The following is a 22,881-nucleotide window of genomic DNA, read 5'->3' as shown; positions in this document are numbered from 1 at the left end:
CCGGACGGAAAAAGGCCGGCCCGCTTGTGAGAGGGGGCCGGCCTTTTTACGGAGAACTCGTGTGAGAGGGTGTCAGTCTTCTTCGGAGACGAAGCAGGAGAAGATCAGACAGTCGAGTGCGGCGAAGGCCGCGAGACCGAGCAGGATGACCATGGAACCACTTTCTGTTTGAACCTTGGATCATGGGTAGAATTTGGCCTCGGTTTTGACAAGGTTCATGGCGAATTGTGGCGATATTCCAGCAATTTGGGCAGCGATCTTTGCGCGCTGGGAACCTTTGGGCGCAGCCTGCGGGGATTGGTGTGAGGGTGGAAACGACGCCGCCCCGGGATGTGGCGGAAATGGGGCGGCGTGATTCTTTCCTGTCCTACCCGGCCAGCGCCTTGTTCAGGTTTTCGTCGATCTTTTCGAGGAAACCCATGGTGGTGAGCCATTTCTGCTCGGGGCCGACCAGCAGCGCGAGGTCCTTGGTCATGTGGCCGGATTCCACCGTGTCGACGATCACCCGTTCGAGCGTTTCGGCGAAGGCGCGCAGCGCCACGTTCTCGTCGAGCTTGGCGCGGTGCTTGAGCGCGCCGGTCCAGGCGTAGATCGAGGCGATCGAGTTGGTGGAGGTCTGTTCGCCGGCCTGATGCTGGCGGTAGTGGCGGGTGACGGTGCCGTGGGCGGCCTCGGCCTCGACCGTCTGGCCGTCAGGCGTCATCAGGATCGAGGTCATCAGCCCAAGCGAGCCGAAGCCCTGCGCCACGGTGTCTGACTGCACATCGCCGTCGTAGTTCTTGCAGGCCCAGACGAAGCCGCCGGACCATTTCAGCGCCGAGGCCACCATGTCGTCGATCAGGCGGTGTTCGTACCAGATGTCCTTGGCCTTGAACTTGTCGGCGAACTCGGCATCGAAGACCTCTTGGAAGATGTCCTTGAAGCGGCCGTCGTAGACCTTGAGGATGGTGTTCTTGGTCGACAGGTAGACCGGCCAGCCGAGATTGAGACCGTAGTTCAGCGAGGCGCGGGCGAAGTCGCGGATCGAGGCGTCGAGATTGTACATCCCCATGGCGACGCCGGCTTCGGGGGCGTCGTAGACCTCTTTCTCGATCACTTGACCGTCTTCGCCCACGAACTTCATGGTCAGCTTGCCGGCGCCGGGGAAGTGGAAATCGGTGGCCTTGTACTGATCGCCGAAGGCGTGGCGGCCCACCACGATGGGCTGGGTCCAGCCGGGCACGAGGCGCGGCACGTTGCGGCAGATGATCGGCGCGCGGAACACCACGCCGCCGAGGATGTTGCGGATGGTGCCGTTGGGCGAGGGGTACATGCGCTTGAGGCCGAATTCCTCGACGCGGGCCTCGTCGGGGGTGATGGTGGCGCATTTGACGCCGACGCCGACCTCCTTGATCTTGTTGGCCGCGTCAAATGTGACCTGATCGTCGGTGCGGTCGCGCTCCTCGATCCCGAGATCGTAGTAGAGCAGGTCGATGTCGAGGTAGGGTTCGATCAGCTTCTTCTTGATGAAGTCCCACATGATGCGGGTCATCTCGTCACCGTCCAACTCGACGATGGGGTTGTCTACCTTGATCCGGGTCATGCTGCGCTCCTGCTCGCGGGAATCGTGATCTGCTGTGTCCCGTAGCCTAGTGCCGCCGCTTTGGGAAGCAATGTATGCAATTGTATGCAATTTAGGGTCGGATGCGGGTCAGGCGGGCAGGCGGGCCTCGACCCGGCGCAGGTGAAGCATGAGCGCGGCGGCGGCCACGGCGAAGATCAGGATGCCGGTGATCAGCGGCGTGGGGGTGCCGTCGAAGGCGAGGCTGACCGGAACCGCCAGCATGACCGAGGCGACGGTGGCCACGGCGCCGATGACGCTGGCGGCGAGGCCGGCGATTTCGCCCAGCGGCTCCATCGCGAGGGCGTTGAGGTTGCCGGTGCACATGCCGGTCTGGAAGAAGATGGTAATGTGCCAGAAGACGATCAGGCCGAAGCTGACATCGGGCGGCAGCGGCAGGTGCATGAGCACCAGCATGGCGGTGGAGATCGCGACCTGCGCCAGCAGGGTGACGGTGACCAGAAAGCGCATGCCCAGACGCATGACCAGCGCCGAATTGAGAAAGCCCGAGGTGCCGGCAACCAGCGCGATGAAGCCGAACCAGAGATGGAAGGTATCGGCCGCGCCGTAGCTTTCGAAGATCGGCTGGGTCGAGGACAGCACGGCGAAAAGCATCCCGAAGGTGAAGGCCAGCGCGGCGATGGCGGTGCGGACCGGGGCGTGGGAAAAGACCTCGCGCGTGCCGCTGGCGATGGCGGCCCAGGTCAGCGGGCGGCGCGCGGCGCGGGGCAGCGGCTCGGCCAGGCGCAGGCTCATCCAGAGCGAGGCCAGCAGGGCGAAGACGATGAACATCAGGAAGACCGCGCGCCAGCCGCCCCAGCCGATCAGCACCGCGCCGATGGTGGGGGCGAAGGCGGGGACGAGGGTGAAGATGATCATCACGAAAGACATCAGGCGGGCCATTTCGCGGCCCTGATAGAGGTCGCGGATGATGGCGGTGGTGACGATGCGTGGAGCGGCGGCGCCGAACCCTTGCAGGATGCGGGCGGCGATGGCGAGGTCGAGCGTTTGCGCGCGGTAGGTGAGAAAGGCGCCGAGGATATAGATTGCGGCGCCGGCAAGGATCACCGGCTTGCGGCCGAAGGTGTCGGACAGCGGGCCGGCGACGAAGGTGCCCAGCCCCATGCCGAGGATGAATGTGGTGACGATCAGCGTGGCGCGGTTGGGCGCATTTGGCGTCAGGTCGGCGGCGATTTGCGCCATCGCGGGCAGCATGGCGTCGACGGCAAGCGCCACGGTGGAGACGAGGATCGCCATCATCGCCACGAATTCGAACTGGGACATGCGCTGAGCGGTCATGGGGATCCTTTGGCGCCCGGGGCGGGCAGGGTTGTCTCGGGGCTATGTCAGGCAGGCATCCCCGTCAACGCGCGGCAGGCTGTGCGTCAGTGCACCGACCGTTAGGACCGGGAACGGCGCTGGCCGGGAGGCCCCGGGTCAGGCCCGGGGCGCGGGGGGCGTGTGGGGTGGCGGGGTCAGCCGGCCTGCTGGTTCAACTCGGCGATGACCTTGGCCCAAAGCTCGGGCGGCTGCGCGCCGGGCACCGCGTGCTTGCCATCGATGATGAAGGTCGGCACCCCGGTGACGCCCATTTCGCGGAAGGCCTTGTCGCGGTCGGTGATCTCCTGCCGGTCGACCTCGGTGCCCAGCAGGCGCAGGATCACCGCCGCGTCCAGTCCTATGCTGTCGGCGACATCGGCCAGCGTCTCGTGATCGCCAATGTCGCGGCCTTCGGTGAAATAGGCCTTGAACAGCGCCGAGACCATGGCGGTCTGCTTGCTCTCGATCCCGGCCCAGTGGATGACGCGGTGGGCGTCGAGCGTGTTGGGCGTGCGCCGGATGGCTTCGAAGTCGATGTCGAGCCCGGCGGTCTTGGCGTGTTCGACCACGGGCATGTAGGCTTTGACCGCGCCGTCCTTGCCGCCGAATTTGGTCTCGAGGTATTCCCGCCGGTCCATGCCCTCGGTGGGCATGTCGGGGTTGAGCTGGAACGGGTGCCATTCGACGGTGAAGGGGTGGTCGCCGGCGGCTTCCAGCGCCCGGTCGAGGTTGGTCTTGCCGATGTAGCACCAGGGGCAGATCGGGTCGGAGATGATGTCGAGCTTGACCATGGGCGGCGCCTTTCCTGCGGTTGCAGGGCGTTTAGCAGGGTGATCGGGGAATGGCGAGGGGTGTGGGGGCACCGGTGCGGTCAGGTGGTGCCGGGCTGAAGCCCGGCCTACGTTGCATCGGGGAGGTGCGGTCAAGCGGTGAAGCCATCGCGCAGCTGGCGGCGGGACAACTTGCCGTTGGGGCCGGTGGGCAGCGCGTCCAGCCGGCGGTAGAGCCGGGGCTGCTTGTAGCGGGCGAGGGTGGCCTCGGCACGGGCGGTCAGGGGGTCGGTGAGTTCGCTGTCGGCGGTATAGAAGGCAGCGATCACGCGGGTGCCGGGTTTGACCTCGACATCGGTGACGGCGATGGCGGTCAGGCCGGGCGTGTCGTGAAGTGCATGTTCAACCTCGGCCGGGGAAACGCGGAAACCGCCGGCGTTCATCATGTCGTCGGCACGGCCGAGGTGGGCGATCTGGAAGTCATCGTCCATGCGGCCGAGATCGCCGGTGTGGAACCAGCCGTCGTGCAGTTTGTCGGCGGTGGCCTCGGGCGCGTCGAGGTATTCCAGCATCAGGCCGGGGTCACTGTCGGCGATGCAGATCTCGCCCGGCGCGCCCAGGGCCACGGGGCCTTGGGCGTCGCGGATGGCGATGCGGCGACCGGGCTGCGGCGTGCCCAACATGCCGGCCCGGGCCGGATTGGCGGGCCTGGCGGAGATGAAGGTAGAGCATTCGGACATGCCATAGGCTTCGAAAATCTCGGTGCCGGTGGCGGCGCGCCAGGCGGTGCGGATCGCTTCGGGCAGTTTCTCGCCGGCGGAGAGCGCGTGCCGCAGGCGCGGCAGGGCGGGCAGCGGGCCGGCCAGCAGCTTGCGGAAGATGCCGGGCGCGGCGGCGAAGAGGGTGGCGTCATGGCGTTTGAGCAGCAGAGGCAGCAGCGCGGGATCGGTGCCGGGGGCGGGTATCAGCGCGGTGGCCCCGGCGGCCCAGGGGTCCAGCAGTCCGGTGCCAAGGGTGAAAGACCAGTTGAAGGCGCCGGCATGGCACAGGCGGTCGGTCTCATCCAGGCCGTACCAGCCGGTCACCATCATCTGCCGCGCCCAGATCGCGCGGTGGGCATGGACCACGGCGCGGGGGGTGCCGGAGGTGCCGGAGGTGAAGAGGATGTAGGCCGGGCGGTCCGGGTCCCCCATCGTGTAATTGGCGCCGGGCAGGGTGGTCATCTGCGCGAGGTCGGCGGTCGGGATTTGGCGCGCGGTCGTATCCGGGCAGGCGACGGCGGGATCGCGGAGGACGGCGGCGGGGTTCAGAATATTGACGAGCTTCGCGGTCTCGGACGCGGTCAGCTCTGCCGAGGTGGGCACCGGGATCAGCCCGGCGGTGACGCAGCCGAGAAAGGCCAGCGGGAAGTCGGGCGTGTTGCCGAGACGCAGGAGGACGCGGTCGCCCGGGTGCAGGCCCTGCGCGGCAAGCCCGGTGGCGATTCCGCGCACCGCGGCCTCGAGCCGCGCATAGCTCCAGCGTTGGGCCCCGGCCGCGCCCATCACCGCCAGCGCGATCTTGTCGGGCTGGCGGGCGGCGTGGCGCAGGGCGAAAGCGGCCAGATTGAAGGGCGCGGGGCAGGCGGGGGGCGGGCCCTGATCGTAGAGGCTGGTCATGGCGGGTCTCATCGGCGGCGACGTGTCTTCGCATAAGCGACAGGCGGGCGGAGTTGCAAGCGCGGCAGCGGCTGCCTATAGCATGGCCATGACACGCAAGGATAATGCGCACCTGATTTCGGTCGCCCGCGGACGCGGCGATGAGGTGGTGCACACCGAACCGCTCGACCTCGGGCTCAGGGTGCGCGAGCTGCGCAAGGGCCACGGCTGGACCTTGGAGCAGGCGGCGCAGAAGGCCGGGCTGGCGCGATCAACCTTGTCGAAGATCGAGAACGGCCAGATGTCGCCCACCTATGACGCGCTGAAGAAGCTGGCGGTGGGTCTGGACATCTCGGTGCCGCAGCTGTTCACGCCGCCGAAGAGCGGGCGAGTCAACGGGCGCATGGCCATGACGCGATCGGGCGAGGGCGCACGGCACGCCACCACCACCTATGAGCACGACCTGCTGGCCGAGGGGCTGACCAAGAAGAACATGCTGCCCTATCGCGCGCGGGTGCGCGCCCGATCAATTGAGGAATTCGACGGCTGGGTGCGCCATGACGGCGAGGAATTCCTCTATGTGCTGACCGGGGTGGTCCGGCTTTACACCGAGTTCTACGAGCCGGTCGAGATGCGGCGCGGCGACAGCGCCTATTACGATGCCACCATGGGGCACAACGTGGTTTCGGTCAGCGAAGACGATGCGACGATCCTCTGGGTGACGTCGCTGGTTTGAATGTTAGGGGCCGGGGCAGGCCCCGGTGCGGCGGTGTTTTGCCAGACCCGGTCGACCCGGGCGCGACGCAGGACCGGCCTAATGCGCTTCGAGATCGGTGGCCTGTCGCGCAAGGCTCTGGATATAGAGCCAATCCTTCAGCTCTTCCTCGGCCTCGAGCGGCGTCAGGTCATGATGACGGGCCAGATGTTCGGCAATCGCCTGTGTCGCGGGTGGACAGCGGGCGATTTCCTTTTCGTCGAGATGGGGAAAACGGTCCTTGAGGCCGCGCAAGGCAGTTCTCCAGTCGGTCGTCGGGTCAATCAGGTTCATCAGGCGTCCTTCCACAAACGCCCCTCGCGACGGTGACCTTAGCAGCGCCGGGAAACACCGCAACCCGGGAAGCCGGTATACATCGGTTTTTCAGCAAAAAGCCGCGGGCCGGGACCGTCGCCGCGCATGACGATCGGTCCCGGCCCGCGGCCCGTTCCATCGGTCACAGAACGGTGTCGACCACCGCATCGGCGATCTTGACCGGAGCCTTGATCACCGCCTTGACCGGGCTGCACCCCGCCACGAGGGCGCAGGCCAGCGCCAATACACATGTCCGCATCGTGTCAGTCCTCTTCGTACCACCAGACGTCCGGCTGCCAGCCAACCCAGTCGCCGTACATCGGAATGTGGTCGGGGTATTTGAGTTCCTTCACATGGGCAATGCGTGAAATGTTCCACTGGTAGATCGGGATCACGTAGCGGCCGGTGGTCAGGATCCGGTCGAGCGCGCGCACCGCGGCGACGAAATCCTCGCGGCTTTCGGAATTGACGAGAGTGTCGACCATCGCCTCGGCGGCGGGCGAATTCATGCCCATCCAGTTCTTGGTGCCGGGATTCTCGACACCGTCGGCGCCCCAGTAGAGGTACTGCTCGTTTCCGGGGCTGAGCGAGACGCCGACGCGGTAGTAGGTCATCCCGAAATCGTAGGTCTGGATGCGTTCGTTGTACTGCGCGCTGTCGACGACCGTGACGGTCGGGGCGATGCCCAGCCGTTCCAGCCCGCGCAGGTAGATGTCGATGATCGACTGCTCTTCGGTCGAGCCCTGGCTGAGCAGGATCTCGAAGGTGAAGGGCTGGCCGTCGGCGTTCTTCATGACGCCGTCCTGCACCGTCCATCCGGCTTCCTCGAACAGCGCCATGGCCTTGCGGATGTTGCTGCGGTTGCGGGCGGTGCCATCGCTTTCGGGCAGGTTGTAGCCTTCCAGCGCGCCGGGCAGGAGGTCGTCCTTGAAGGGTTCCAGCAGCTCGCGCACGCGGCCTTCGGCCGGGCCGTCCTGCATCGCCAGAACGGAGTTGGAGAAATACGAGGTGATGCGCGGCTGTTCGCCGCCGGTCAGGGTTTCGTTGATGTATTCGAAGTTGAAGGCGTGGATCAGGGCGTCGCGGACGCGCCAATCCTCGAACTGGGGCTTGCGGGTGTTCATCACGAAGCCGGTGATCCCCGACGGACGCTGGTGCGGGATCACCGATTTCACCACGTCGCCGCGTTCGATGGCGGGGAAGTTGTACTGGCTTTCCCATTTGCCGGCGTTGAATTCGCGGTTCGAGGTGACCTCGCCGGCCTTGAACGCCTCGAAGGCGACGGAGCCGTCGCCGTAGAATTCCATCCGGACCTCATCGATGACGTTGGTGCCCTTGCGGAAGGGAACATCCTTGCCCCAGTAGTCCGGGTTGCGCTTGAGCGAGACGAAGCGGCCGGCTTCGAAGTCGTCGATCACATAGGGCGCGGTGGTAATGGGGATGTTGTCGAGCCCGGATTCGGTGAAATCCTTGCCCTCCCACTGGGCCTTTTTCAGGATCGGGCGGAGACCGGTCAGCAGCGCAAGTTCGCGGTCCTCGGTGTTGAAGGTGAACCGGATCTTGCGGTCGCCGGTCTTCTCCATGTTCTCGATCTTGTTCCACAGCCCGTGATAGCGGGGGTGGCCGACGGTGCCCAAAGTCTCGAACGACCACATGACATCCTCGACAGTGACGGGGCTGCCGTCGGAGAACGCGGCCTCTTCGCGAAGGGTGAATTCCACCCATTCGCGATTCGGCCCGGTGTCGATCGATTCGGCCAGAAGACCGTACAGAGAGAAGGGTTCGTCGTAGCTGCGGCCCATCAGGCTTTCGTAAACCAGAAAGCGTAATTGCCACGGGGTCGACCCCTTGGAGATGTGCGGATTGAGGCTGTCGAAGCTTCCGGTCTCGCCCGTGACGATGCGCCCGCCGGTGGGGGCGTCAGGGTTGGCGTAGGGCAGATGCGCAAAATCTGGGGGCAGCGCGGGGTCGCCATACATAGCTATGCCATGGCTCGGCTCGGCACTGGCGAATCCGGCGGCCAGGGCAAGTGCCGCCGCGGAACCCAAGGTAACTAGTCTGCGGAAAAAATTTGGACGCATTTTGGCAACAATCTCCCCGGTGCCTTGTTTTGCTGGATCGGACCGTAGCCGGGGATTTCTGCCTTTTCAAACTTTTAGCTTGGACGCCGGCGCGAGATTGCTTATAAAGGGGTCACTGCTCGATAGGTTTCTTGCCTGTATGAAACCTGCCTCAATAACTTAACCCCGGCTTCGCGCCGGGGTTTTTTTTGGGCGCGTCATACGGTCGGAGGCCTTGATATCAAGGCTCTGCCGGGTGACCGCCGGCCCTTGGCCTTTTGCACATGCAGCGATTAGGCTGCGGTGCAGAATCGGTATGAGGCAAGGGAGTTTCACATGTCGTTGAAGGGCAAGACCGCCGTCATCACGGGATCGAATTCGGGCATCGGGCTGGGGGTTGCGCGTGAACTTGCGCAAGCCGGCGCCGACGTGGTGCTGAACTCTTTCACCGATCGCGACGAGGATCACAAGCTGGCACGTGATCTTGCCGCCGAGTTCGGCGTGACCGCGCGATACATCAAGGCCGACATGTCGAAGGGCGCGGAGTGCCGGGCGCTGATCGAACAGGCCGGGGCCTGCGACATCCTGGTGAACAACGCGGGCATCCAGCACGTGGCGCCGATCGATGAATTTCCCGAGGACAAGTGGGACGCGATCATCGCGATCAACATGAACTCGGCCTTTCACACCACCGCCGCCGCCCTGCCGCTGATGCGCAAGGCCGGCTGGGGCCGGGTGGTGAACATCGCCAGCGCCCACGGTCTGACGGCTTCGCCCTACAAGGCAGCCTATGTGACCGCGAAGCATGGCGTGGTGGGCATGACCAAGACCGTGGCGCTGGAAACCGCCAGGGAGCCGATCACGGCGAATGCGATCTGTCCGGGCTACGTGCTGACGCCACTTGTCGAGAGCCAGATCCCGGACACCGCGAAGAAGTACGGCATGACGGAGGAAGAGGCCAAGCAGAAGGTGATCCTCGAACGGCAACCGTCGAAGGAGTTCGCCACCGTGGAACAGATCGGCGGCACGGCGGTGTTCTTGTGCTCGGACGCGGCGGCGCAGATCACCGGCACGACCATCAGCGTGGACGGTGGCTGGACGGCGCTGTGAGGTGCGGTCGGCGTGATTTGAAGGAGGGCTGCGCCCGCAGGTCTTGTTTGGGGAGGGACTTTGCCCCTCGGCCGTTGGCCTCACCCCAGGATATTTGCAAACCGGAGAAGGACCGGGGGCGTGCCTGAGACCGTGCGGATCAACCTGGCGCTTCAGGGCGGTGGTGCGCATGGCGCCTTTACCTGGGGGGCGCTCGACCGGCTGTTGCGCGAGGAGTGGATCGAGATTGCCGGAATCTCGGGCACGTCGGCGGGGGCGCTCAATGGCGCGGCGCTGAAATCAGGCTGGGTGGCCGGCGGGCGTGAGGGCGCGCGCGCTGCGCTGGCCGAGGTCTGGGCACAGATCGGCTGGCTCAGCGACCTGCGCGTGCCCGCGTGGATGCAGGGCTTTGTGCCCGATCCCTTCGTCACGGCGCGGGCGCTGGAATTTTCCCCCTTCTATGCCTTTGCCGATGCCATGAGCCGGGCGGTATCGCCCTATGATTACGGCCCGTTTTACCGCAACCCGCTGGAGAAGATCGTCGAGGGATTTGACTTCGGACGTGTCTGTGACGTGGATCACGGGCCAAGGCTGCACATCTGCGCCACGCGGGTGCGCGACGGCAAGGTGCAGATATTCACCGGCGATCAGATCGGCACGCAGGCGATCCTGGCCTCGGCCTGTCTGCCGACACTGTTCCAGGCGGTCGAGATCGCACAGCCGGACGGCGCGACCGAGGCCTATTGGGACGGCGGCTATACCGGCAACCCGGCGCTGTTTCCGCTGTTCGACCGGGCGCTGCCGGACGACATCGTCATCATCAACATCAACCCGCTGGAGCGTGATCGCGTGCCGCGGACGGCGCAGGAGATCCAGAACCGGATCAATGAGATCAGCTTCAATTCGTCGCTCCTGCGCGAGCTGCGGGCGATCAGCTTCGTGCAGCGGCTGATCGCGACGGGGCACATGGAAGAGGGCGCCATGAAGGATGTGCGCATTCACATGATCGCCGACGACGGGCTGATGAATGCGCTCAACGTGGCGACGAAGCTGGTGCCGCTGCCGGGCGTGATTCAGCAATTGCATGATGCGGGCGAGGCGGCGGCCGAGGCGTTCCTGTGCGCGCATGGCAGCGATCTCGGCAAGCGGCAGAGCGCGGTGCTGGCGGAGATGTTCGGCTAGTCAATCGGTCGGCCGTACAGCGCCGAAAAGAGGGCAGGGCGCGGTCGGATACCGCCGTGGATCGGCCTATTGTCGGGGAAACAAGGTTTTTTCGTCGATGCCCAGTTTTGCCTTGTACTGCCCGGGTTTGCTTGGCTATACGCGTCGGCGGAGACGTGGCCGAGTGGTCGAAGGCGCTCCCCTGCTAAGGGAGTAGGCCCGAAAGGGTCTCGTGGGTTCGAATCCCATCGTCTCCGCCACCTTCCCCTGAGAAAGCGTTGTTCCGATCCGGCTGGGGCCGGATTTCTACAATGGTTCAGTGGCTTTGACGATCGGGATCGCCAGCCTGCCTGTTGCGGTGTTTCGCTTCGGTGAAATGAGTGTCGGGCTTGACCGAGGTCAATGTGCGGATCGCTCGGTCAGGGCATTCTGGGGCTTCAGATGCTCTGATCCGGAGGGAATGTCATGACCACGACCGGTATGAAAACTCTCGACCATTCGCCGCAGGTTGTCGCGGAATGGCTCAACGAGCTGTGCGACGATCTCGGTTGGGAGAAGCCAAGGGCCTATCTGCTGTTGCGCGAGACCCTGCATACGGTCCGCGATTTCCTGACCGTCGACGAGGCCACCGACCTGGCCTCGCAGCTGCCGGTGCTGGTGCGCGGGGTCTATTACGATGGCTGGGTTCCGTCGAGGACGCCGGTCACACCGCGCAACAAGACCGATTTCATCGCCCGCGTCGCGGCGCGGTTCCAGCGCGAGCCGTTGGACGATCCGGAGCGGGCCGTCGCCGCGGTCTTCGACCTGCTGCGGCGTCACATCTCGCGCGGGGAGTTCGATCAGGTCAAGGGCGCGTTGCGAAAACCGCTTCGGGAGCTTTGGGAGTAGTTCGGGCGCGGGGGGCACGGCCAACCGCCGTATCCGGCAGGAACCGGGCGTTCCTGCCGCCTGCGTCGCCTAGTTCGGCCTCATGAAGAACTCTTCGCGGACGATCCTGCCGTCCTCGACCGAGTAGACCGCCACCTCGCGCAGCAGCATTTTCCGGCCGGTGGCCTTCTGCGTCACCTCGGCCTCGAAATGGACGGCAAACCGGTTCGGCGGATGGACGTAGGGGCCTTCCGCCTCGAGCCGGTGGATGTCATGTGTCGCGGCCCAATCCTCGCGTTTGGCCTTGATCGCGCCGCGCCCCTTGGCAATGCGGACATCGCGGCCGGGCGGCACGACCGCCTCAACCGACTCCGCGTTTTCCGCATAGATGTCATCGACATGGTCGATGCCGCGGCGCTCTTTCATGGCCTCCACAAATGCCCGACCAATTTCTATTAGCTCTTCCATAGGATCCTCCTCGTGATGCCAGCGAGTCTAGCCGCGCAGCGCGGCCCGGACCTTGACCGGGATCAAACCGCGCCGCGTCTGTCTCGGGTCCTGCGTGCCCGGAGCCGTCGGATCGCGTTGATCTGGATCATGGGTCGCGTGCCGCCGGGCCGTGTTATGGTGATGCCTTGTGCAATGCCCCGGGGGACGCGACGGACATGGACAATCTCGATGTGGCCGACCCGCATGCGCTTTCAGCTGCCGAGGTTGCCGCACGGCTGGCGGTGGCGCCGGATCAGGGCCTGACACCGGACGATGCGGAGCGGCGTGCGCGCGTTGTCGGCCCCAACCGGTTGCGACAGCAGAAACCGGCGAGCGCGCTGGCGCTGCTGGGCCACCAGTTCCGTAGTGTGATCGTCTGGCTGCTTGCTGCCGCGGCGGCGTTTTCCCTGCTGATCGGCGACCGGGTCGAGGCGGCGGCGATCCTTGTGGTGCTGATCCTGAACGGCGCGATCGGGTTTGTCACCGAGTTTCGCGCCGCCCGGTCGATGGAGGCCCTGCAGAAGATGGCGGACGTGCGTACGCGGGTGCGGCGCGCCGGGCGCGTCCGCATGATCGACGCCCGTGCGCTGGTGCCCGGCGACGTGGTGATCCTTGACGGTGGCGACGTGGTGACCGCGGATCTGAGGGTGATCGCCGGATCGAACCTGCAGGCGGACGAATCCGTGCTGACCGGTGAATCGGCGCCGGTGGCCAAATCGCCTGATCCGGTGCGGGCGGACGCGGATCTGGGCGATCGGGCCGGCATGGTGTTCAAGGGTACGGCCATCACGCAGGGCGCGGGCGAGGCCGTTGTCGTGGCGACCGGCATGAACACCGAACTGGGCCGGATCAGCCATCTTGCGCAATCCGCCGAGGCTGCCACCTCGCCGCTGGAAATACGGCTGGAGCGGCTGGGGCGTACGCTGATCGGTCTGACGCTGCTGTTGGCCGCTGGGACCGCGGCGGCGGGGGTCTGGCGTGGGCATGATCTGTTCGACATGGTGCAGACCGGCGTGGCGCTGGCGGTGGCGGCCATTCCGGAGGGCCTTCCGGTCGTGGCCACGCTGTGCCTGGCGCGCGGCATGTGGCGCATGGCCGCGCGCAACGCGATGATCCGGAGGCTTTCGGCGGTCGAGACGCTGGGCGCGACGACCCTGATCCTGACCGACAAGACCGGGACGCTGACGGAAAACCGCATGACGGCGGTGAGCTACCTGCTGGACGGCGGCGACGTCGAGACCGAGGCGGGCGACGCCCCGCCGCTGGCGGAGCCGTTTCACCTTGCGCTGAAGATCGGTGCGCTCTGCAACACCGCCACGTTGGGCGACGCGGCGGACGAGGGCAGCGGCGACCCGATGGAGCTGGCGTTGCTGAAAGCGGCGCGGGCGGCGGGCGGCATCGAGTCGGAGCCGATGATTGCCCAGCACGCCTTCGACCCGGACCTGCGGATGATGGCCACCGTCCATGACACCGCGGACGGCGCGCTGTTTGCCGTGAAGGGCGCATTGGAAGCGGTGCTGGACGTCTGCACGCAGGTTCTGGGCTCTGCGGGGACAGCCCCGCTGGACGGCGCGGCGCGCGACGACTGGACCCGGCGCAACGAGGCCGCTGCGGCCTCTGGCCTGCGCACTCTGGCCCTGGCGATGAAACATGCTGCAAGTCCCGAGGAAGCGCCCTATGCGGACCTGACGCTTGTCGGCGTGGTCTGCCTTGCCGACCCGTTGCGCCCCGAGATACCGCCGGCGATCATGGCCTGCCGCGCGGCGGGCATCCGGGTGATCATGGTCACCGGGGACCATGCCGCCACCGCCGCACGGATCGCGGGCGAGGCAGGCATCCGGCGCGGCGAAACCGAGGTGATCGAGGGCCGCGACCTGACCGGGTTCGAGACCGGCATCGACGAGCCGCTGCGGGTGCGCCTGCGCGCCGCCGACGTCATCGCGCGCGTCGCGCCACAGACCAAGCTGGCGCTTGTCGCCTTCTACCAGTCGGAGGGCCGGGTCGTGGCGATGACCGGCGATGGCGTCAACGATGCCCCGGCGCTGCGCAAGGCCGATATCGGCGTGGCGATGGGCCAGCGCGGCACCCAAGCCGCGCGAGAGGCGGCGCATATCGTTCTGGGCGACGACAATTTCACCACAATTGTCGAGGCGGTGCGGCAGGGCCGGGTGATCTTCGGCAATATCCGCAAGTTCATCGTCTACCTGATGTCGTGCAACCTGTGCGAGGTGCTTGTCGTGGCGCTGGCGGTCGGTGCCGGGCTGCCGACGCCGCTGCTGCCGCTGCAGATCCTGTTTCTGAACCTGATCACCGACGTTTTCCCGGCATTCGCGCTGGGATTGGGGCAGGGCGACGGGCAGGAGATGCGGCGCCCGCCGAGAGATCCGGCCGAGCCGATCATCGGGCGGCGCGAATGGGTCAGGATCGGCACTCTCGGCGCGCTGATGACCTTGGCGACGCTTACCGCATTCGCTCTGGCGCTGTTCCAATTGGAACTTGCCGCGCCCGAGGCGGTGACCGTCGCCTTCGTCTCGCTGGCCCTGGCGCAGCTCTGGAACGTGTTCAACGTCCGCGCCGCCGGTACATCGGTGCTGCGCAACGACGTGACGCGCAATCCCTACGTCTGGGCCGCCCTGGGCCTGTGCCTTGTGCTGACAGGGCTGGCCGTCTGGTGGCCGGTGCTGTCGGACATCCTGCGCTTGCCCGCGCCGGGCGCTGCCGGGCTGGGGCTGGCGCTGGCGATGAGCTTGCTGCCGCTGTTCCTGGGGCAGGTTTTCGTCGGACTGCACCGGGCGCAGCAGGACGACGGATCGCCGCCGGCCGTTCCGGTGGCCGATGGCGGATCGTCTGCCGCGGGGGGCGGCGGTTGACCTGGATCAAGGCGGCGGGTCCGGCGCGCGACTACCCAGAGGCAGGAAACCGCAACGGGGTGCAGCCTATGACGACGTCGATCCAAGTGCATGAGGCTGACCGGCCCAGCTGGGCGCAGGCAGTGGCGCTTGCGCTGTCCGCCGGCCTGCTTGTGGCCGGTTGCGCCGTCGAGCCGGACGCCACGGACCGCCTGACGGGCCAGCGCTATTACGAGGCGGATTGCGCCGGGTGCCACGGGCCGACGGCCAAGGGCAGCGCAATCGACCCCGGCTTGCCGGGTCCGTCCCTGACCGGGCTTGCCCGGAAGCACGGCGGAACCTTCCCCTTCATCCCGGTCATCGGACAGATCGACGGGTTCCATCGCGGGGGCGGCAGCGGAATGCCGCGCTTCGGCGACGCGGATCTTGGCCCGATGGTGTTGGCCGACCTGGGCGACGGCCGGCCGGTGCCGGTGCCGGCACGGCTGCTGGCGATCTCGAACTACCTGTCGACCCTGCAGGAGTGACCGCTGCCGTGTTGGCCGCCGGTCCCGGGCGCCGTTGACAGAGATCAATGCTCACCACGCGCCACAGTGACACCATCGACCGATCACAAGGGAGCATGAACCATGTACAATCGCATCCTCGTACCGATCGCCCCCGGTCAGGACCGTCCGGCGCAAAAGGCGCTTGAGGCGGCGCACAAGCTGCGCGCCCCGGACGGGCGGATCATTGCCTTGCATGTCGTCGAGGAAGTCTCGGCCTATTTCGAAGGCTATCTGTCCGAGCATCACGTCGAGGAGGCGAGCGCCGCGGCGCTGGTGACGCTGTCCGAAACCATCGCCGGGCACGACGACGTGCAGCCTGTGGTGGTGGTCGGACATGCGGCGCGCACCATTCTGGACTATGCCGAGGCCAACGGCATCGACTGCATCGTGGTGGCCTCTCACCGGCCCGAATTTACCGATTACCTGCTTGGGTCGACGGCGGCCCGCGTTGTCCGCCACGCGCCTTGCGCGGTCCATGTGGTGCGGTGACTGACACCGTTCGGGGAAGCGGCCCGGCCGGTTTCAACCCAGCCGGGACAGAAGCGACAGCACGTCCGACCGGCGCAGGAGGCCCGCGATCTGCGCGCCATCGAGCACCGGAAACACGCGGTGGGGATGGGTCAGGAACATTTCGGCGGCGCGGATGACCTCTTCGTCGAGATCCACCGTAACCACGTCGCGGGACATGTGATCGCCGACACGGCCGCTCCATTCCTGGTAATAGGCGGCGTGGAGGGCGGGCCGGAAGCAATCCTTCTGGGTCAGGATGCCGATCAGCCCGCCGTCGTCGGCCAGAACCGCCGCCACATCCGCACCGGTTTCCACAAGAACCGATATGGCCTGCCGGATCGGCGTGTCGCCTTTGACCGTCGGACATTCGGTGCTGATGATCGAGCCGACCCGGTATTCGGTCACGATGCGCCCTCCGCCGAGGCCGAGGCCCGCCGCAACGGGCAGTCGGCGCAGTCCGTATCCGGCAGGCAGGCGGCCGCGCCGCAGCTCGTCCGGGGCGCATCGCGCCCCAGCAGGACGCCGAGACCGAGGCCGAGCGCAGCCAGCGCGATGATCGCGAAGGCGATGAGAAATTCCATGTCGCGCTCCTTTCCTTATCGCAACAGGGCGTCGATGGCGCCGGTGCCGATCTGCCTGAGGCCGGTCTGATCCTCGATCAGGAACAACGCGGCGACGCCCTGCTGCCGCGCCAGGTCCGGCCCTGCCGCTGACCCGGCGGCGAAGAGAGCGGTGGCCCAGCCGTCGGCTGCCATCGCGCCGGGGCCGACGACCGAAACCGACCTCAGGGTGCCCGCGGCGGGCTGGCCGGTGACGGGGTCGATGATATGGCCGTAGGTGCGGCCGGCGAGGTCGTATCCCTGATGTCGCAGTCCGGACGTGGCCACCGCCAGACCCGGAGGCAGTTCGATCATTGCCGCGCCATGGCCGGTTCCGGGGTCCTCGACCGCGACACGCCAAGGCCGGCCCGAGGGGTGACGGCCGAGACAGCGCAGCTCGCCCCCCAGATCGAAGAGCAGGTCGTGTACCCCTGCGGCCCGCGCCAGCGCCACGGCGCGGTCCAGCGCCCAGCCCTTGGCGATACCGCACAGATCCAGCGTCAGGTCAGCGCGCGGCTTGAAGATGCGCCCGGACCCGACAACCAGATCGCGCCAGCCCGGCGCCCCGCCCACCACCGGCCCGAACCCCCATCGGGCGACCAGCGGTCCGACCGTGGGATCGAAGGCGCCATGACTTCGCGCGGCGATCGACAGGGCCGCGTGAGCCACCCGGGTCAGGCCGGGATCGGTCAGGTGCCGGCCGCCGGGCGCGGCGTTGAAGCGGCTCAGTGCGCTGTCGCGCCGATAGGGCGACAGCAGGGTGTCGATCTCGCGGAAAAGGCTGTCGATGGCCGGCCCAAGGCGGTCGATGTCGGTACGGCCGTCGGTGGTGAGCTGCCATGTGGTGCCGAAGGCCCGGCCGGAGAGCGTTGTCGGGGGACCGGCCCAACCGGCGACGGGCAGCAACAGCGTGGCACCGGCGAGGCCGATAAAATCGCGGCGGGTCGGGTGTTTGATGGGATGTCTCATGCGCTCAGGTCCCGAAATCATCGAAGAAGATCGACCCGGGGTCGACGCCCAGCCGGTCGAGGGTGGCAAGGACCGCGGAGATCATCACCGGCGGTCCGCAGAGGTAATATTCGCAGGTCTCGGGCGCCGGGTGCGCGGCCATCTCGGCGCCGAGGACCTCATGGATGAAGCCGGTGGCCCCGGTCCAGCGGTCGCCCGGTGCCGGGTCCGAGAGAGAAGGTGTCCAGCCGAAGTTTGGGTGTGCGCGGGCCAGCGCTTCGAATTCGTCCGCGTAGAACAGATCGAGTGCGCTACGCGCACCGTAGAAATAGCGGATGCGGCGTGCGGTGCCGCGACCGAATTCCTGATGGATCATCGCCCTCAGCGGCGCCATGCCGACACCGCCGCCGACGAATATCATCTCGCGCCCGGTCGGCTGGACATGGAAATCGCCGAACGGACCGGAGGCGAGGACCGGATCGCCGGGTGCCAGCGAGAACAGCCACGAGGAGACAATGCCCGGTGCGATCTCGGCCTCGCGCCCCGCCGGGGGCACCGCAAGGCGGATGTTCAGGACGATGCGGTTCCGGTCCTCGGGACGGCTGGCGAGCGAATAGGCGCGGGTGACTTCGGCCTCGGAGGTCACGGACAGCGTGCGCAACCCGGCGAGGTCCCAGGCGTCGCGGACCCACTCGGGCAGGTCGAGCGTGGCGAAGTCGAGCCGAAAGGGCGGGGCGGTGATCTGCATGAAGTCCCCGGCCTCGAACACCAGCGGGCGGTCGTCGGGCAGGTCCAGCACGATCTCGCGGATCAGCGGCGCGAGCATCCGGGTCGCGGCGACGGTGCAGGTGAACTTGCCGCCCGCCGTCAGGATGGTGTCGGGCAACTCGACCGCGCAATCACCGTGCATTCGGGTCTGGCAGGCCAGCCGGACGTGCGCACGCCGGTCCCGCGCGGACAGCACCCCCCGTTCGGTCGCCTGCGGCACACCCGCGCCCGCGCCGGTCACCGTCACGCGGCACAACCCGCAGGTGCCCGCGCCGCCGCAGGCCGCCGGGATTTGAAGCCCCGCCCCGTGCAGCACGCCGAGAAGCCGGCTGCCACGCCGGGCGGTGAGGTGCAGCGCGCCGTTGACGGTCACGTCGATCCCGCCGTCGGGGATCAGTGCGCGGCGCGCGGCCAGAAGCCCGGCGGCGAGGCCCACCATGAGCGCGACGATGACGAGGCTGCCGAGGAGGATTTCGGTCATTGTGCGCCCGCCATCTGTGAAAACGAAGCGAACCCGAGCGACAGCAGCCCGGTCAGGATGAAGGCGGCGCCAAGCCCCCTCAGCCCCGCGGGCAGGTCGGCATAGGCCAGCCGCGAGCGGATCGCGCTGAGCATGGTGACCGCCAACAGGAAGCCGGTGCCGCTGCCAAGGCCGAAGACCGCCGACTGGGCCAGCGTATAGCTTCGTTCGACCATGAACAGGCTGCCGGCGAGGATGGCGCATTGCACCGTCAGAAGCGGCAGGAACACGCCAAACGCCGCATGCAGCGCGGGCAGGAAGCGGTCGAGCAGCATCTCGACCAGTTGCACGGTCGCGGCGATCACCCCGATGAAGGCGATCAGCGCGAGGTAGGACAGGTCGATCTGCGGTCGTCCGGCCCAGGCCCAGGCGCCGGGGGCCAGCAGGCCGTGATAGATCAGGTGATTGAGCGGCACCGTCACGCCGAGGACCGCGATCATCGCGACGCCGAGGCCGAGCGCGCTTTCGGTCCGCCGAGACAGCGCGAGGAAGGTACAAAGGCCGAGGAACAGCGTCAGGGGCATGTTGTCGACGACGGCAGCGAACAGGAAGAGGGACAGCGCGGCGCTCATTCGACAGGCTCCGCTTTGGCTGCGGTCAGGTAGTCGGGGGCTTCGGCCTGCTCGGGCAGCAGCGTGCGGATCAGCCAAACCAGCCCGCCCAGAAGAAAGAAGGCCGAGGGCGCCAGCAGCATGAGGCCCAGCGGCGTGAACCAGCCGCCGCTGTCGGCCAAGGGCAGCACCTGCCGGCCCATCAGTTCGCCTTTGCCCAGCAATTCCCTGATGCCGCCGATCACCAGCAGCACCAGCGCATAGCCAATCCCGTTGCCGAAGGCATCCGCCATCGCGGTCAGCGGCGGGTGGTGGCGGGCATAGGCTTCGGTCCGGCCCAGCACGAGGCAATTGGTGGTGATCAGCCCGACATAGACCGACAGCGCCCGGCTGATCTGGGAGAACCACGCCTGCAGGATCTGGTCGATGACGATCACCAGCGACGCGATGATGACGATCTGCACGATCAGCCGGATGGTATCGGGAATGTGGGCCCGGATCAGGCTGACGATCCCGGCGGCAAGGGTGATGACGGCGATCAGCGAGACCGACATCGTGAGCGCGGTGATGAGCGACGTGGTGACGGCCAGCGCCGAACAGATGCCGAGGATTTGCAGCGTCACCGGGTTTTGCCGGATCAGAGGCGCACTCAGCGTGGTCCAGAGGGCAGGGGGCTGGCGCATCGCTCAGAACTCCCCCTCGCCGATTGCCCGGATCAGGGGGCCATAGCCCAGTGGGCCGAGCCAGAAGCGTACCATGCGGGTGACGCCGGAGCCGGTGCGGGTGGCGCCGGTGATGCCATCGACTTCGTGGACGCCCGAGGCCGGGCCGCGTGCCACGGTGAAGCGGATCGTCCCGCCGGCATCGCGGACCTCGGTGCCCGGGAACGCGCCCTGCCACGCGGCCTCGTCGATCCGGGCGCCGAGGCCCGGGGTTTCGGAATGCTCGGTGACCACAAGCCCGGCGATGGTGTTCATGTCTTCGCCCAGCGCGAGGATGGCGTCGATCCGCCCGCCGTAGCCGCGCCCGGCGATCGGCAACAGCAGCAGGACCACACGGTCGCTCTGTCGCAGCAGGAAGACCTGCGCGTAATCCGGGCGCCGGCCCAGCCCGGCCACATCGTCGCCGGGCTCGAGGGTGGTCCAGTTGGCCGCGTCCGACAGCGCGGTGTCCAGCGTCGCCGGCGTGATGCCCGTCGCGGCACGGCCACGGTCGAGGTCGACGACCACGCGGGACAATTGCCCGCCCGGCCTGTCCAGCAGGGCAGCCATGCCGGGCACGCCGCCGATGAGGTCGGCGATCCGCGCCTGTTCCTCCGCCGCCCGGTTCGCGGCTTGGATCGGGCGCAGCACGACCGTCGCCGTGCTGACCAGCGCGGCACAGAACGCCGAGACGAGGAACGCCACCAGAATGGTCTTGGTGCGGCTCTCGTTGGGCAGGGCGAGCAGGCGTCGCCAGGGGTTCCGGTCAGGCTGGGCCATGGCGTCTCCTGCGTCGGGCGAGCCACAGCGCCAGCGCGGCTTCGTCGAGCAGCGGTACGCTCAGCGATGTCAGAAGCGCCGCGGCGACGGCGATCTGCACGGCGTCCGCGCCGGTCCAGAAAAGGGCGAACAGCATCACCAGAGCTGCATAGAGCGCGCCATTGAGCCAACGGCCGAGTCGCGTGGAGGCGCTGGTCACCGGATCGGCGACCAGCAGGACCAGCACCAGCCCGGCGGTCTGCATCGCGGCGGGCGACGCAACCCCGGCCCATCCTGCCGCCGCCAGCACCATCGCGCCGCCGATCAGGACGCCCGCGCTCAGCACCCCGAAGGCAAGCCCGATCACCGCCGCAGGCAGCGCCGCCCAGAGGACCGGCGCGACGATCTCGGGCCAGGCCAGACCGGGGAATCCGAAACCGAGAAAGGACAGGGCCACCGTGGCGGGGTTGACCACGTTGCGGCCCCAGCCGCCGAAAATCAGCTCGCCCACCACGACGCCGAAACTGGCGCCGAGGGCCAGTTGAAAAAAGCCCAGATCCTCTGGCGCGAGCATCGCGATGGCCAGGGCGGTGATTCCGGCCGTCAGCGATGGCGGCTGCGCACGCGCCAGCACGAAAACCAGATGCCAGAGCGCAAGCACGAGCACCACCAGACCCAGCCGTTCCGCGGCGTCCGGGCCGTTGAGGCCAAGCCAGAACGCGGCCAGCGGCAGATGGGCGGCCAACAGGATCACCGCCACGGTCTCGCGGTCCCAGAGCCCCCGGATCATGCCGCGACCTCCTTGCGGATATTTTCGAGCATGCTGCGCAACAGCCGGGTCAATCCGGCCTCGCCGCCGAGAACATAGTCGGCCAGCGCCATGTCCTCTTCCACGAGGGACAGAACACCCAGCTTCATCGCGGTTTCGTCATCCCCGGCGCTGAGCGCCCGCACCAGCGCCATCGCGGGAAGCCCACCGCCAAGGGCCTGATCGAGCGCCGCCGTCGGGATCACCGGCTTGGCGGTGGCAGATCGCGTGAGTGCCGTCACCAGCCAGTGCCGTGGACTGTGCGCCTCGGCGTCTGCAAGGGCCGAAACCTGCCGGTCCCGCGGTGCCAGCCACCGGGCCGCATGGCCGTCGATCGGCGAGCCCGAGAGCAGGGCATGCCGGCCGGGACGCAGGAGGCGCTGGGTCAGCCCGCGCAGATCGGCGCCCGGCTGGGTGCGCAACAGCCGTGCCTCGCGCAAGGCGCCGCCTGCCACGCTGACGAGGCGGGTCATGGGAAGTACGCCGGTTTTGAGCAGGTCGCCCAGCGCCGCAGCATCTTCGGCGTGGAAATCCCAGACCGGCCGTTCGAGGGTGGCGGGGCAGATATCATGTATCCGGATGCCGGCCGACCCCTGCGGATGGCGTGCGCCGCATTCCACCACGCGGACGCGCCCGCCGAAGGTCTGCGGCGCGAGGATAGGCGGGCCGGGCAGCGTGCAGAGGAAGATCGGGCCATCGGTCAGCCGTGTCAGCGCATTCAGCCCTCGCGCCAGCGCCGCTTCCCGCCCGGCGATGGCGAGGCGCGGATCCGGGGCGAGCGGCCGGGTGTCCGCCGCCATCACGACAATGGCCGCCGGCCGTTCGTCTGGCGCGGGCATTCCGCCGAAAGGGCGCCTTTGGAACCAGGGCCACGCTCCGGCGCGCTGCAAAAGGCGGCGCAGGCCGGTGCCGGTCTCTGCCCCGGTGTCCGGATGGCGCAGGATGTCGCCCTTGGCCTCATGGAACAGAACGATTTCGGACAGCTTGCGGCCGGGCCGCAGGGTGATGCGGGCGACGCGCGCGGCCATCGGCGCGACGAAGCGGACGTCGGGCGCGTCTTGCAGGCTTGCCACAGGCGCGCCCTGCGCCACGACGTCGCCCTCTTCGACCAGCATGGTGACCCTCGGGGTCCGGCCCTGCGGGCCGCGCACCCCGGCTTCCTCGGTGATCATGTTCCGGGGAGCCTCTGGCACGACGTCCGGCGAGGCGATGCGCAGTGTCAGACCTGTGTCGAAGCGAATCATGGTTCCAGTCCTAG

Annotated in this window: 23 protein-coding genes and 1 tRNA gene; 8 read left to right on the top strand and 16 right to left on the bottom strand. The window is 67.4% G+C overall.

Going from position 1 to position 22,881, the window contains the following annotated elements; all coding sequences use genetic code 11:
- Positions 1-367: 367 nt before the first annotated feature.
- The 4 genes from AC04PT_RS04100 to AC04PT_RS04085 all read right to left on the bottom strand — a co-directional run bounded on the left by AC04PT_RS04100 (position 368) and on the right by AC04PT_RS04085 (position 5,348).
- Entirely contained in the window at positions 368-1,582 is a 1,215-nt protein-coding gene (locus AC04PT_RS04100; protein WP_482872245.1) for an NADP-dependent isocitrate dehydrogenase, read from the bottom strand.
- Between the two features lie 108 nt (positions 1,583-1,690).
- Positions 1,691-2,899 carry an MFS transporter gene (locus tag AC04PT_RS04095; protein ID WP_482872244.1) on the bottom strand — a complete coding sequence of 403 codons (1,209 nt, stop codon included), beginning with the start codon at positions 2,897-2,899 and terminating at the stop codon, positions 1,691-1,693.
- A 176-nt stretch (positions 2,900-3,075) separates the two neighbouring features.
- Positions 3,076-3,711 carry a DsbA family oxidoreductase gene (locus AC04PT_RS04090; protein WP_482872243.1) on the bottom strand — a complete coding sequence of 212 codons (636 nt, stop codon included), beginning with the start codon at positions 3,709-3,711 and terminating at the stop codon, positions 3,076-3,078.
- Between the two features lie 131 nt (positions 3,712-3,842).
- On the bottom strand, positions 3,843-5,348 hold the full coding sequence (locus AC04PT_RS04085) for a class I adenylate-forming enzyme family protein (protein WP_482872242.1): 1,506 nt from the start codon (positions 5,346-5,348) through the stop codon (positions 3,843-3,845).
- A gap of 88 nt (positions 5,349-5,436) precedes the next feature.
- Between AC04PT_RS04085 and AC04PT_RS04080 the strand changes: the two genes are divergently transcribed.
- The gene (locus tag AC04PT_RS04080; RefSeq protein ID WP_482872240.1) at positions 5,437-6,063 is read left to right on the top strand and encodes a helix-turn-helix domain-containing protein; all 627 of its coding nucleotides are present in this window, start codon (positions 5,437-5,439) and stop codon (positions 6,061-6,063) included.
- A 78-nt stretch (positions 6,064-6,141) separates the two neighbouring features.
- On the opposite strand, the gene AC04PT_RS04075 is transcribed toward AC04PT_RS04080, so the two are convergent.
- Both AC04PT_RS04075 and AC04PT_RS04070 read right to left on the bottom strand, forming a co-directional pair.
- Positions 6,142-6,375 carry a hypothetical protein gene (locus tag AC04PT_RS04075; protein WP_482872239.1) on the bottom strand — a complete coding sequence of 78 codons (234 nt, stop codon included), beginning with the start codon at positions 6,373-6,375 and terminating at the stop codon, positions 6,142-6,144.
- Between the two features lie 284 nt (positions 6,376-6,659).
- On the bottom strand, positions 6,660-8,477 hold the full coding sequence (locus AC04PT_RS04070) for an extracellular solute-binding protein (RefSeq protein WP_482872238.1): 1,818 nt from the start codon (positions 8,475-8,477) through the stop codon (positions 6,660-6,662).
- 315 nt (positions 8,478-8,792) lie between these two features.
- Between AC04PT_RS04070 and AC04PT_RS04065 the strand changes: the two genes are divergently transcribed.
- From AC04PT_RS04065 to AC04PT_RS04050, 4 genes are all read left to right on the top strand, one after another.
- On the top strand, positions 8,793-9,566 hold the full coding sequence (locus AC04PT_RS04065; RefSeq protein ID WP_482872237.1) for a 3-hydroxybutyrate dehydrogenase: 774 nt from the start codon (positions 8,793-8,795) through the stop codon (positions 9,564-9,566).
- A 120-nt stretch (positions 9,567-9,686) separates the two neighbouring features.
- A complete protein-coding gene (locus AC04PT_RS04060) occupies positions 9,687-10,727 on the top strand; it encodes a patatin-like phospholipase family protein (RefSeq protein ID WP_482872236.1) in 1,041 nt (346 codons plus the stop codon).
- 149 nt (positions 10,728-10,876) lie between these two features.
- Positions 10,877-10,966, top strand: a tRNA-Ser gene (locus AC04PT_RS04055).
- Between the two features lie 205 nt (positions 10,967-11,171).
- Positions 11,172-11,594, top strand: a complete 423-nt coding sequence (locus AC04PT_RS04050; RefSeq protein ID WP_482872235.1) for a DUF2267 domain-containing protein — start codon at positions 11,172-11,174, stop codon at positions 11,592-11,594.
- Positions 11,595-11,663: 69 nt separating this feature from the next.
- On the opposite strand, the gene AC04PT_RS04045 is transcribed toward AC04PT_RS04050, so the two are convergent.
- Positions 11,664-12,041: a SnoaL-like domain-containing protein gene (locus AC04PT_RS04045; protein WP_482872234.1), complete on the bottom strand. Its 378-nt coding sequence runs from the start codon at positions 12,039-12,041 to the stop codon at positions 11,664-11,666.
- A 197-nt stretch (positions 12,042-12,238) separates the two neighbouring features.
- Between AC04PT_RS04045 and AC04PT_RS04040 the strand changes: the two genes are divergently transcribed.
- The 3 genes from AC04PT_RS04040 to AC04PT_RS04030 all read left to right on the top strand — a co-directional run bounded on the left by AC04PT_RS04040 (position 12,239) and on the right by AC04PT_RS04030 (position 15,948).
- Positions 12,239-14,932: a cation-translocating P-type ATPase gene (locus AC04PT_RS04040; protein WP_482872233.1), complete on the top strand. Its 2,694-nt coding sequence runs from the start codon at positions 12,239-12,241 to the stop codon at positions 14,930-14,932.
- Positions 14,929-15,438 carry a c-type cytochrome gene (locus tag AC04PT_RS04035; RefSeq protein WP_482872232.1) on the top strand — a complete coding sequence of 170 codons (510 nt, stop codon included), beginning with the start codon at positions 14,929-14,931 and terminating at the stop codon, positions 15,436-15,438. Before AC04PT_RS04040 ends, AC04PT_RS04035 begins: the two co-directional genes overlap by 4 nt.
- Before the next feature lie 102 nt (positions 15,439-15,540).
- On the top strand, positions 15,541-15,948 hold the full coding sequence (locus tag AC04PT_RS04030; protein ID WP_482872231.1) for a universal stress protein: 408 nt from the start codon (positions 15,541-15,543) through the stop codon (positions 15,946-15,948).
- A 33-nt stretch (positions 15,949-15,981) separates the two neighbouring features.
- Here AC04PT_RS04030 and AC04PT_RS04025 read toward each other — a convergent pair whose 3' ends face one another.
- From AC04PT_RS04025 to AC04PT_RS03985, 9 genes are read right to left on the bottom strand one after another with little or no spacing between them, the layout of a single operon-like run.
- Positions 15,982-16,374, bottom strand: coding sequence for a CBS domain-containing protein (locus AC04PT_RS04025; protein WP_482872230.1), 393 nt, complete (start codon positions 16,372-16,374; stop codon positions 15,982-15,984).
- Entirely contained in the window at positions 16,371-16,550 is a 180-nt protein-coding gene (locus tag AC04PT_RS04020; protein WP_482872229.1) for a hypothetical protein, read from the bottom strand. Before AC04PT_RS04020 ends, AC04PT_RS04025 begins: the two co-directional genes overlap by 4 nt.
- 15 nt (positions 16,551-16,565) lie before the next feature.
- Positions 16,566-17,537, bottom strand: coding sequence for an FAD:protein FMN transferase (locus tag AC04PT_RS04015; RefSeq protein WP_482872228.1), 972 nt, complete (start codon positions 17,535-17,537; stop codon positions 16,566-16,568).
- Between the two features lie 4 nt (positions 17,538-17,541).
- Complete coding sequence (gene nqrF, locus AC04PT_RS04010; protein ID WP_482872227.1) at positions 17,542-18,765, bottom strand: NADH:ubiquinone reductase (Na(+)-transporting) subunit F; 1,224 nt, start codon at positions 18,763-18,765, stop codon at positions 17,542-17,544.
- Positions 18,762-19,376 carry an NADH:ubiquinone reductase (Na(+)-transporting) subunit E gene (nqrE, locus tag AC04PT_RS04005; protein WP_482872226.1) on the bottom strand — a complete coding sequence of 205 codons (615 nt, stop codon included), beginning with the start codon at positions 19,374-19,376 and terminating at the stop codon, positions 18,762-18,764. The genes nqrF and nqrE overlap by 4 nt, the downstream gene beginning before the upstream one ends.
- The gene (locus tag AC04PT_RS04000) at positions 19,373-20,038 is read right to left on the bottom strand and encodes an NADH:ubiquinone reductase (Na(+)-transporting) subunit D (protein WP_482872225.1); all 666 of its coding nucleotides are present in this window, start codon (positions 20,036-20,038) and stop codon (positions 19,373-19,375) included. The genes nqrE and AC04PT_RS04000 overlap by 4 nt, the downstream gene beginning before the upstream one ends.
- 3 nt (positions 20,039-20,041) lie before the next feature.
- Positions 20,042-20,836: an FMN-binding protein gene (locus tag AC04PT_RS03995; RefSeq protein ID WP_482872224.1), complete on the bottom strand. Its 795-nt coding sequence runs from the start codon at positions 20,834-20,836 to the stop codon at positions 20,042-20,044.
- The gene (locus AC04PT_RS03990; RefSeq protein ID WP_482872223.1) at positions 20,823-21,605 is read right to left on the bottom strand and encodes an RnfABCDGE type electron transport complex subunit D; all 783 of its coding nucleotides are present in this window, start codon (positions 21,603-21,605) and stop codon (positions 20,823-20,825) included. Before AC04PT_RS03990 ends, AC04PT_RS03995 begins: the two co-directional genes overlap by 14 nt.
- On the bottom strand, positions 21,602-22,867 hold the full coding sequence (locus tag AC04PT_RS03985; protein ID WP_482872222.1) for a Na(+)-translocating NADH-quinone reductase subunit A: 1,266 nt from the start codon (positions 22,865-22,867) through the stop codon (positions 21,602-21,604). The genes AC04PT_RS03990 and AC04PT_RS03985 overlap by 4 nt, the downstream gene beginning before the upstream one ends.
- Positions 22,868-22,881 lie beyond the last annotated feature (14 nt).

The organism is Litorisediminivivens sp. KMU-197 (assembly GCF_056858395.1).
This window is presented reverse-complemented; position numbering and strand designations above follow the sequence as displayed.

What these genes read in the sequence shown, in the direction of transcription:
- AC04PT_RS03990 (WP_482872223.1), bottom strand. Translation starts at nt 21,605, where the DNA reads ATGATCCGGGGGCTCTGGGACCGCGAGACCGTGGCGGTGATCCTGTTG.
- AC04PT_RS04000 (WP_482872225.1), bottom strand. Translation starts at nt 20,038, where the DNA reads ATGCGCCAGCCCCCTGCCCTCTGGACCACGCTGAGTGCGCCTCTGATC.
- AC04PT_RS04095 (WP_482872244.1), bottom strand. Translation starts at nt 2,899, where the DNA reads ATGACCGCTCAGCGCATGTCCCAGTTCGAATTCGTGGCGATGATGGCG.
- AC04PT_RS03995 (WP_482872224.1), bottom strand. Translation starts at nt 20,836, where the DNA reads ATGGCCCAGCCTGACCGGAACCCCTGGCGACGCCTGCTCGCCCTGCCC.
- AC04PT_RS04050 (WP_482872235.1), top strand. Translation starts at nt 11,172, where the DNA reads ATGACCACGACCGGTATGAAAACTCTCGACCATTCGCCGCAGGTTGTC.
- nqrE (WP_482872226.1), bottom strand. Translation starts at nt 19,376, where the DNA reads ATGAGCGCCGCGCTGTCCCTCTTCCTGTTCGCTGCCGTCGTCGACAAC.
- AC04PT_RS04065 (WP_482872237.1), top strand. Translation starts at nt 8,793, where the DNA reads ATGTCGTTGAAGGGCAAGACCGCCGTCATCACGGGATCGAATTCGGGC.
- AC04PT_RS04100 (WP_482872245.1), bottom strand. Translation starts at nt 1,582, where the DNA reads ATGACCCGGATCAAGGTAGACAACCCCATCGTCGAGTTGGACGGTGAC.
- AC04PT_RS04015 (WP_482872228.1), bottom strand. Translation starts at nt 17,537, where the DNA reads ATGAGACATCCCATCAAACACCCGACCCGCCGCGATTTTATCGGCCTC.
- AC04PT_RS04075 (WP_482872239.1), bottom strand. Translation starts at nt 6,375, where the DNA reads ATGAACCTGATTGACCCGACGACCGACTGGAGAACTGCCTTGCGCGGC.
- AC04PT_RS04090 (WP_482872243.1), bottom strand. Translation starts at nt 3,711, where the DNA reads ATGGTCAAGCTCGACATCATCTCCGACCCGATCTGCCCCTGGTGCTAC.
- AC04PT_RS04030 (WP_482872231.1), top strand. Translation starts at nt 15,541, where the DNA reads ATGTACAATCGCATCCTCGTACCGATCGCCCCCGGTCAGGACCGTCCG.
- AC04PT_RS04020 (WP_482872229.1), bottom strand. Translation starts at nt 16,550, where the DNA reads ATGGAATTTCTCATCGCCTTCGCGATCATCGCGCTGGCTGCGCTCGGC.
- AC04PT_RS04080 (WP_482872240.1), top strand. Translation starts at nt 5,437, where the DNA reads ATGACACGCAAGGATAATGCGCACCTGATTTCGGTCGCCCGCGGACGC.
- AC04PT_RS04085 (WP_482872242.1), bottom strand. Translation starts at nt 5,348, where the DNA reads ATGACCAGCCTCTACGATCAGGGCCCGCCCCCCGCCTGCCCCGCGCCC.
- AC04PT_RS04040 (WP_482872233.1), top strand. Translation starts at nt 12,239, where the DNA reads ATGGACAATCTCGATGTGGCCGACCCGCATGCGCTTTCAGCTGCCGAG.
- AC04PT_RS03985 (WP_482872222.1), bottom strand. Translation starts at nt 22,867, where the DNA reads ATGATTCGCTTCGACACAGGTCTGACACTGCGCATCGCCTCGCCGGAC.
- AC04PT_RS04045 (WP_482872234.1), bottom strand. Translation starts at nt 12,041, where the DNA reads ATGGAAGAGCTAATAGAAATTGGTCGGGCATTTGTGGAGGCCATGAAA.
- AC04PT_RS04070 (WP_482872238.1), bottom strand. Translation starts at nt 8,477, where the DNA reads ATGCGTCCAAATTTTTTCCGCAGACTAGTTACCTTGGGTTCCGCGGCG.
- nqrF (WP_482872227.1), bottom strand. Translation starts at nt 18,765, where the DNA reads ATGACCGAAATCCTCCTCGGCAGCCTCGTCATCGTCGCGCTCATGGTG.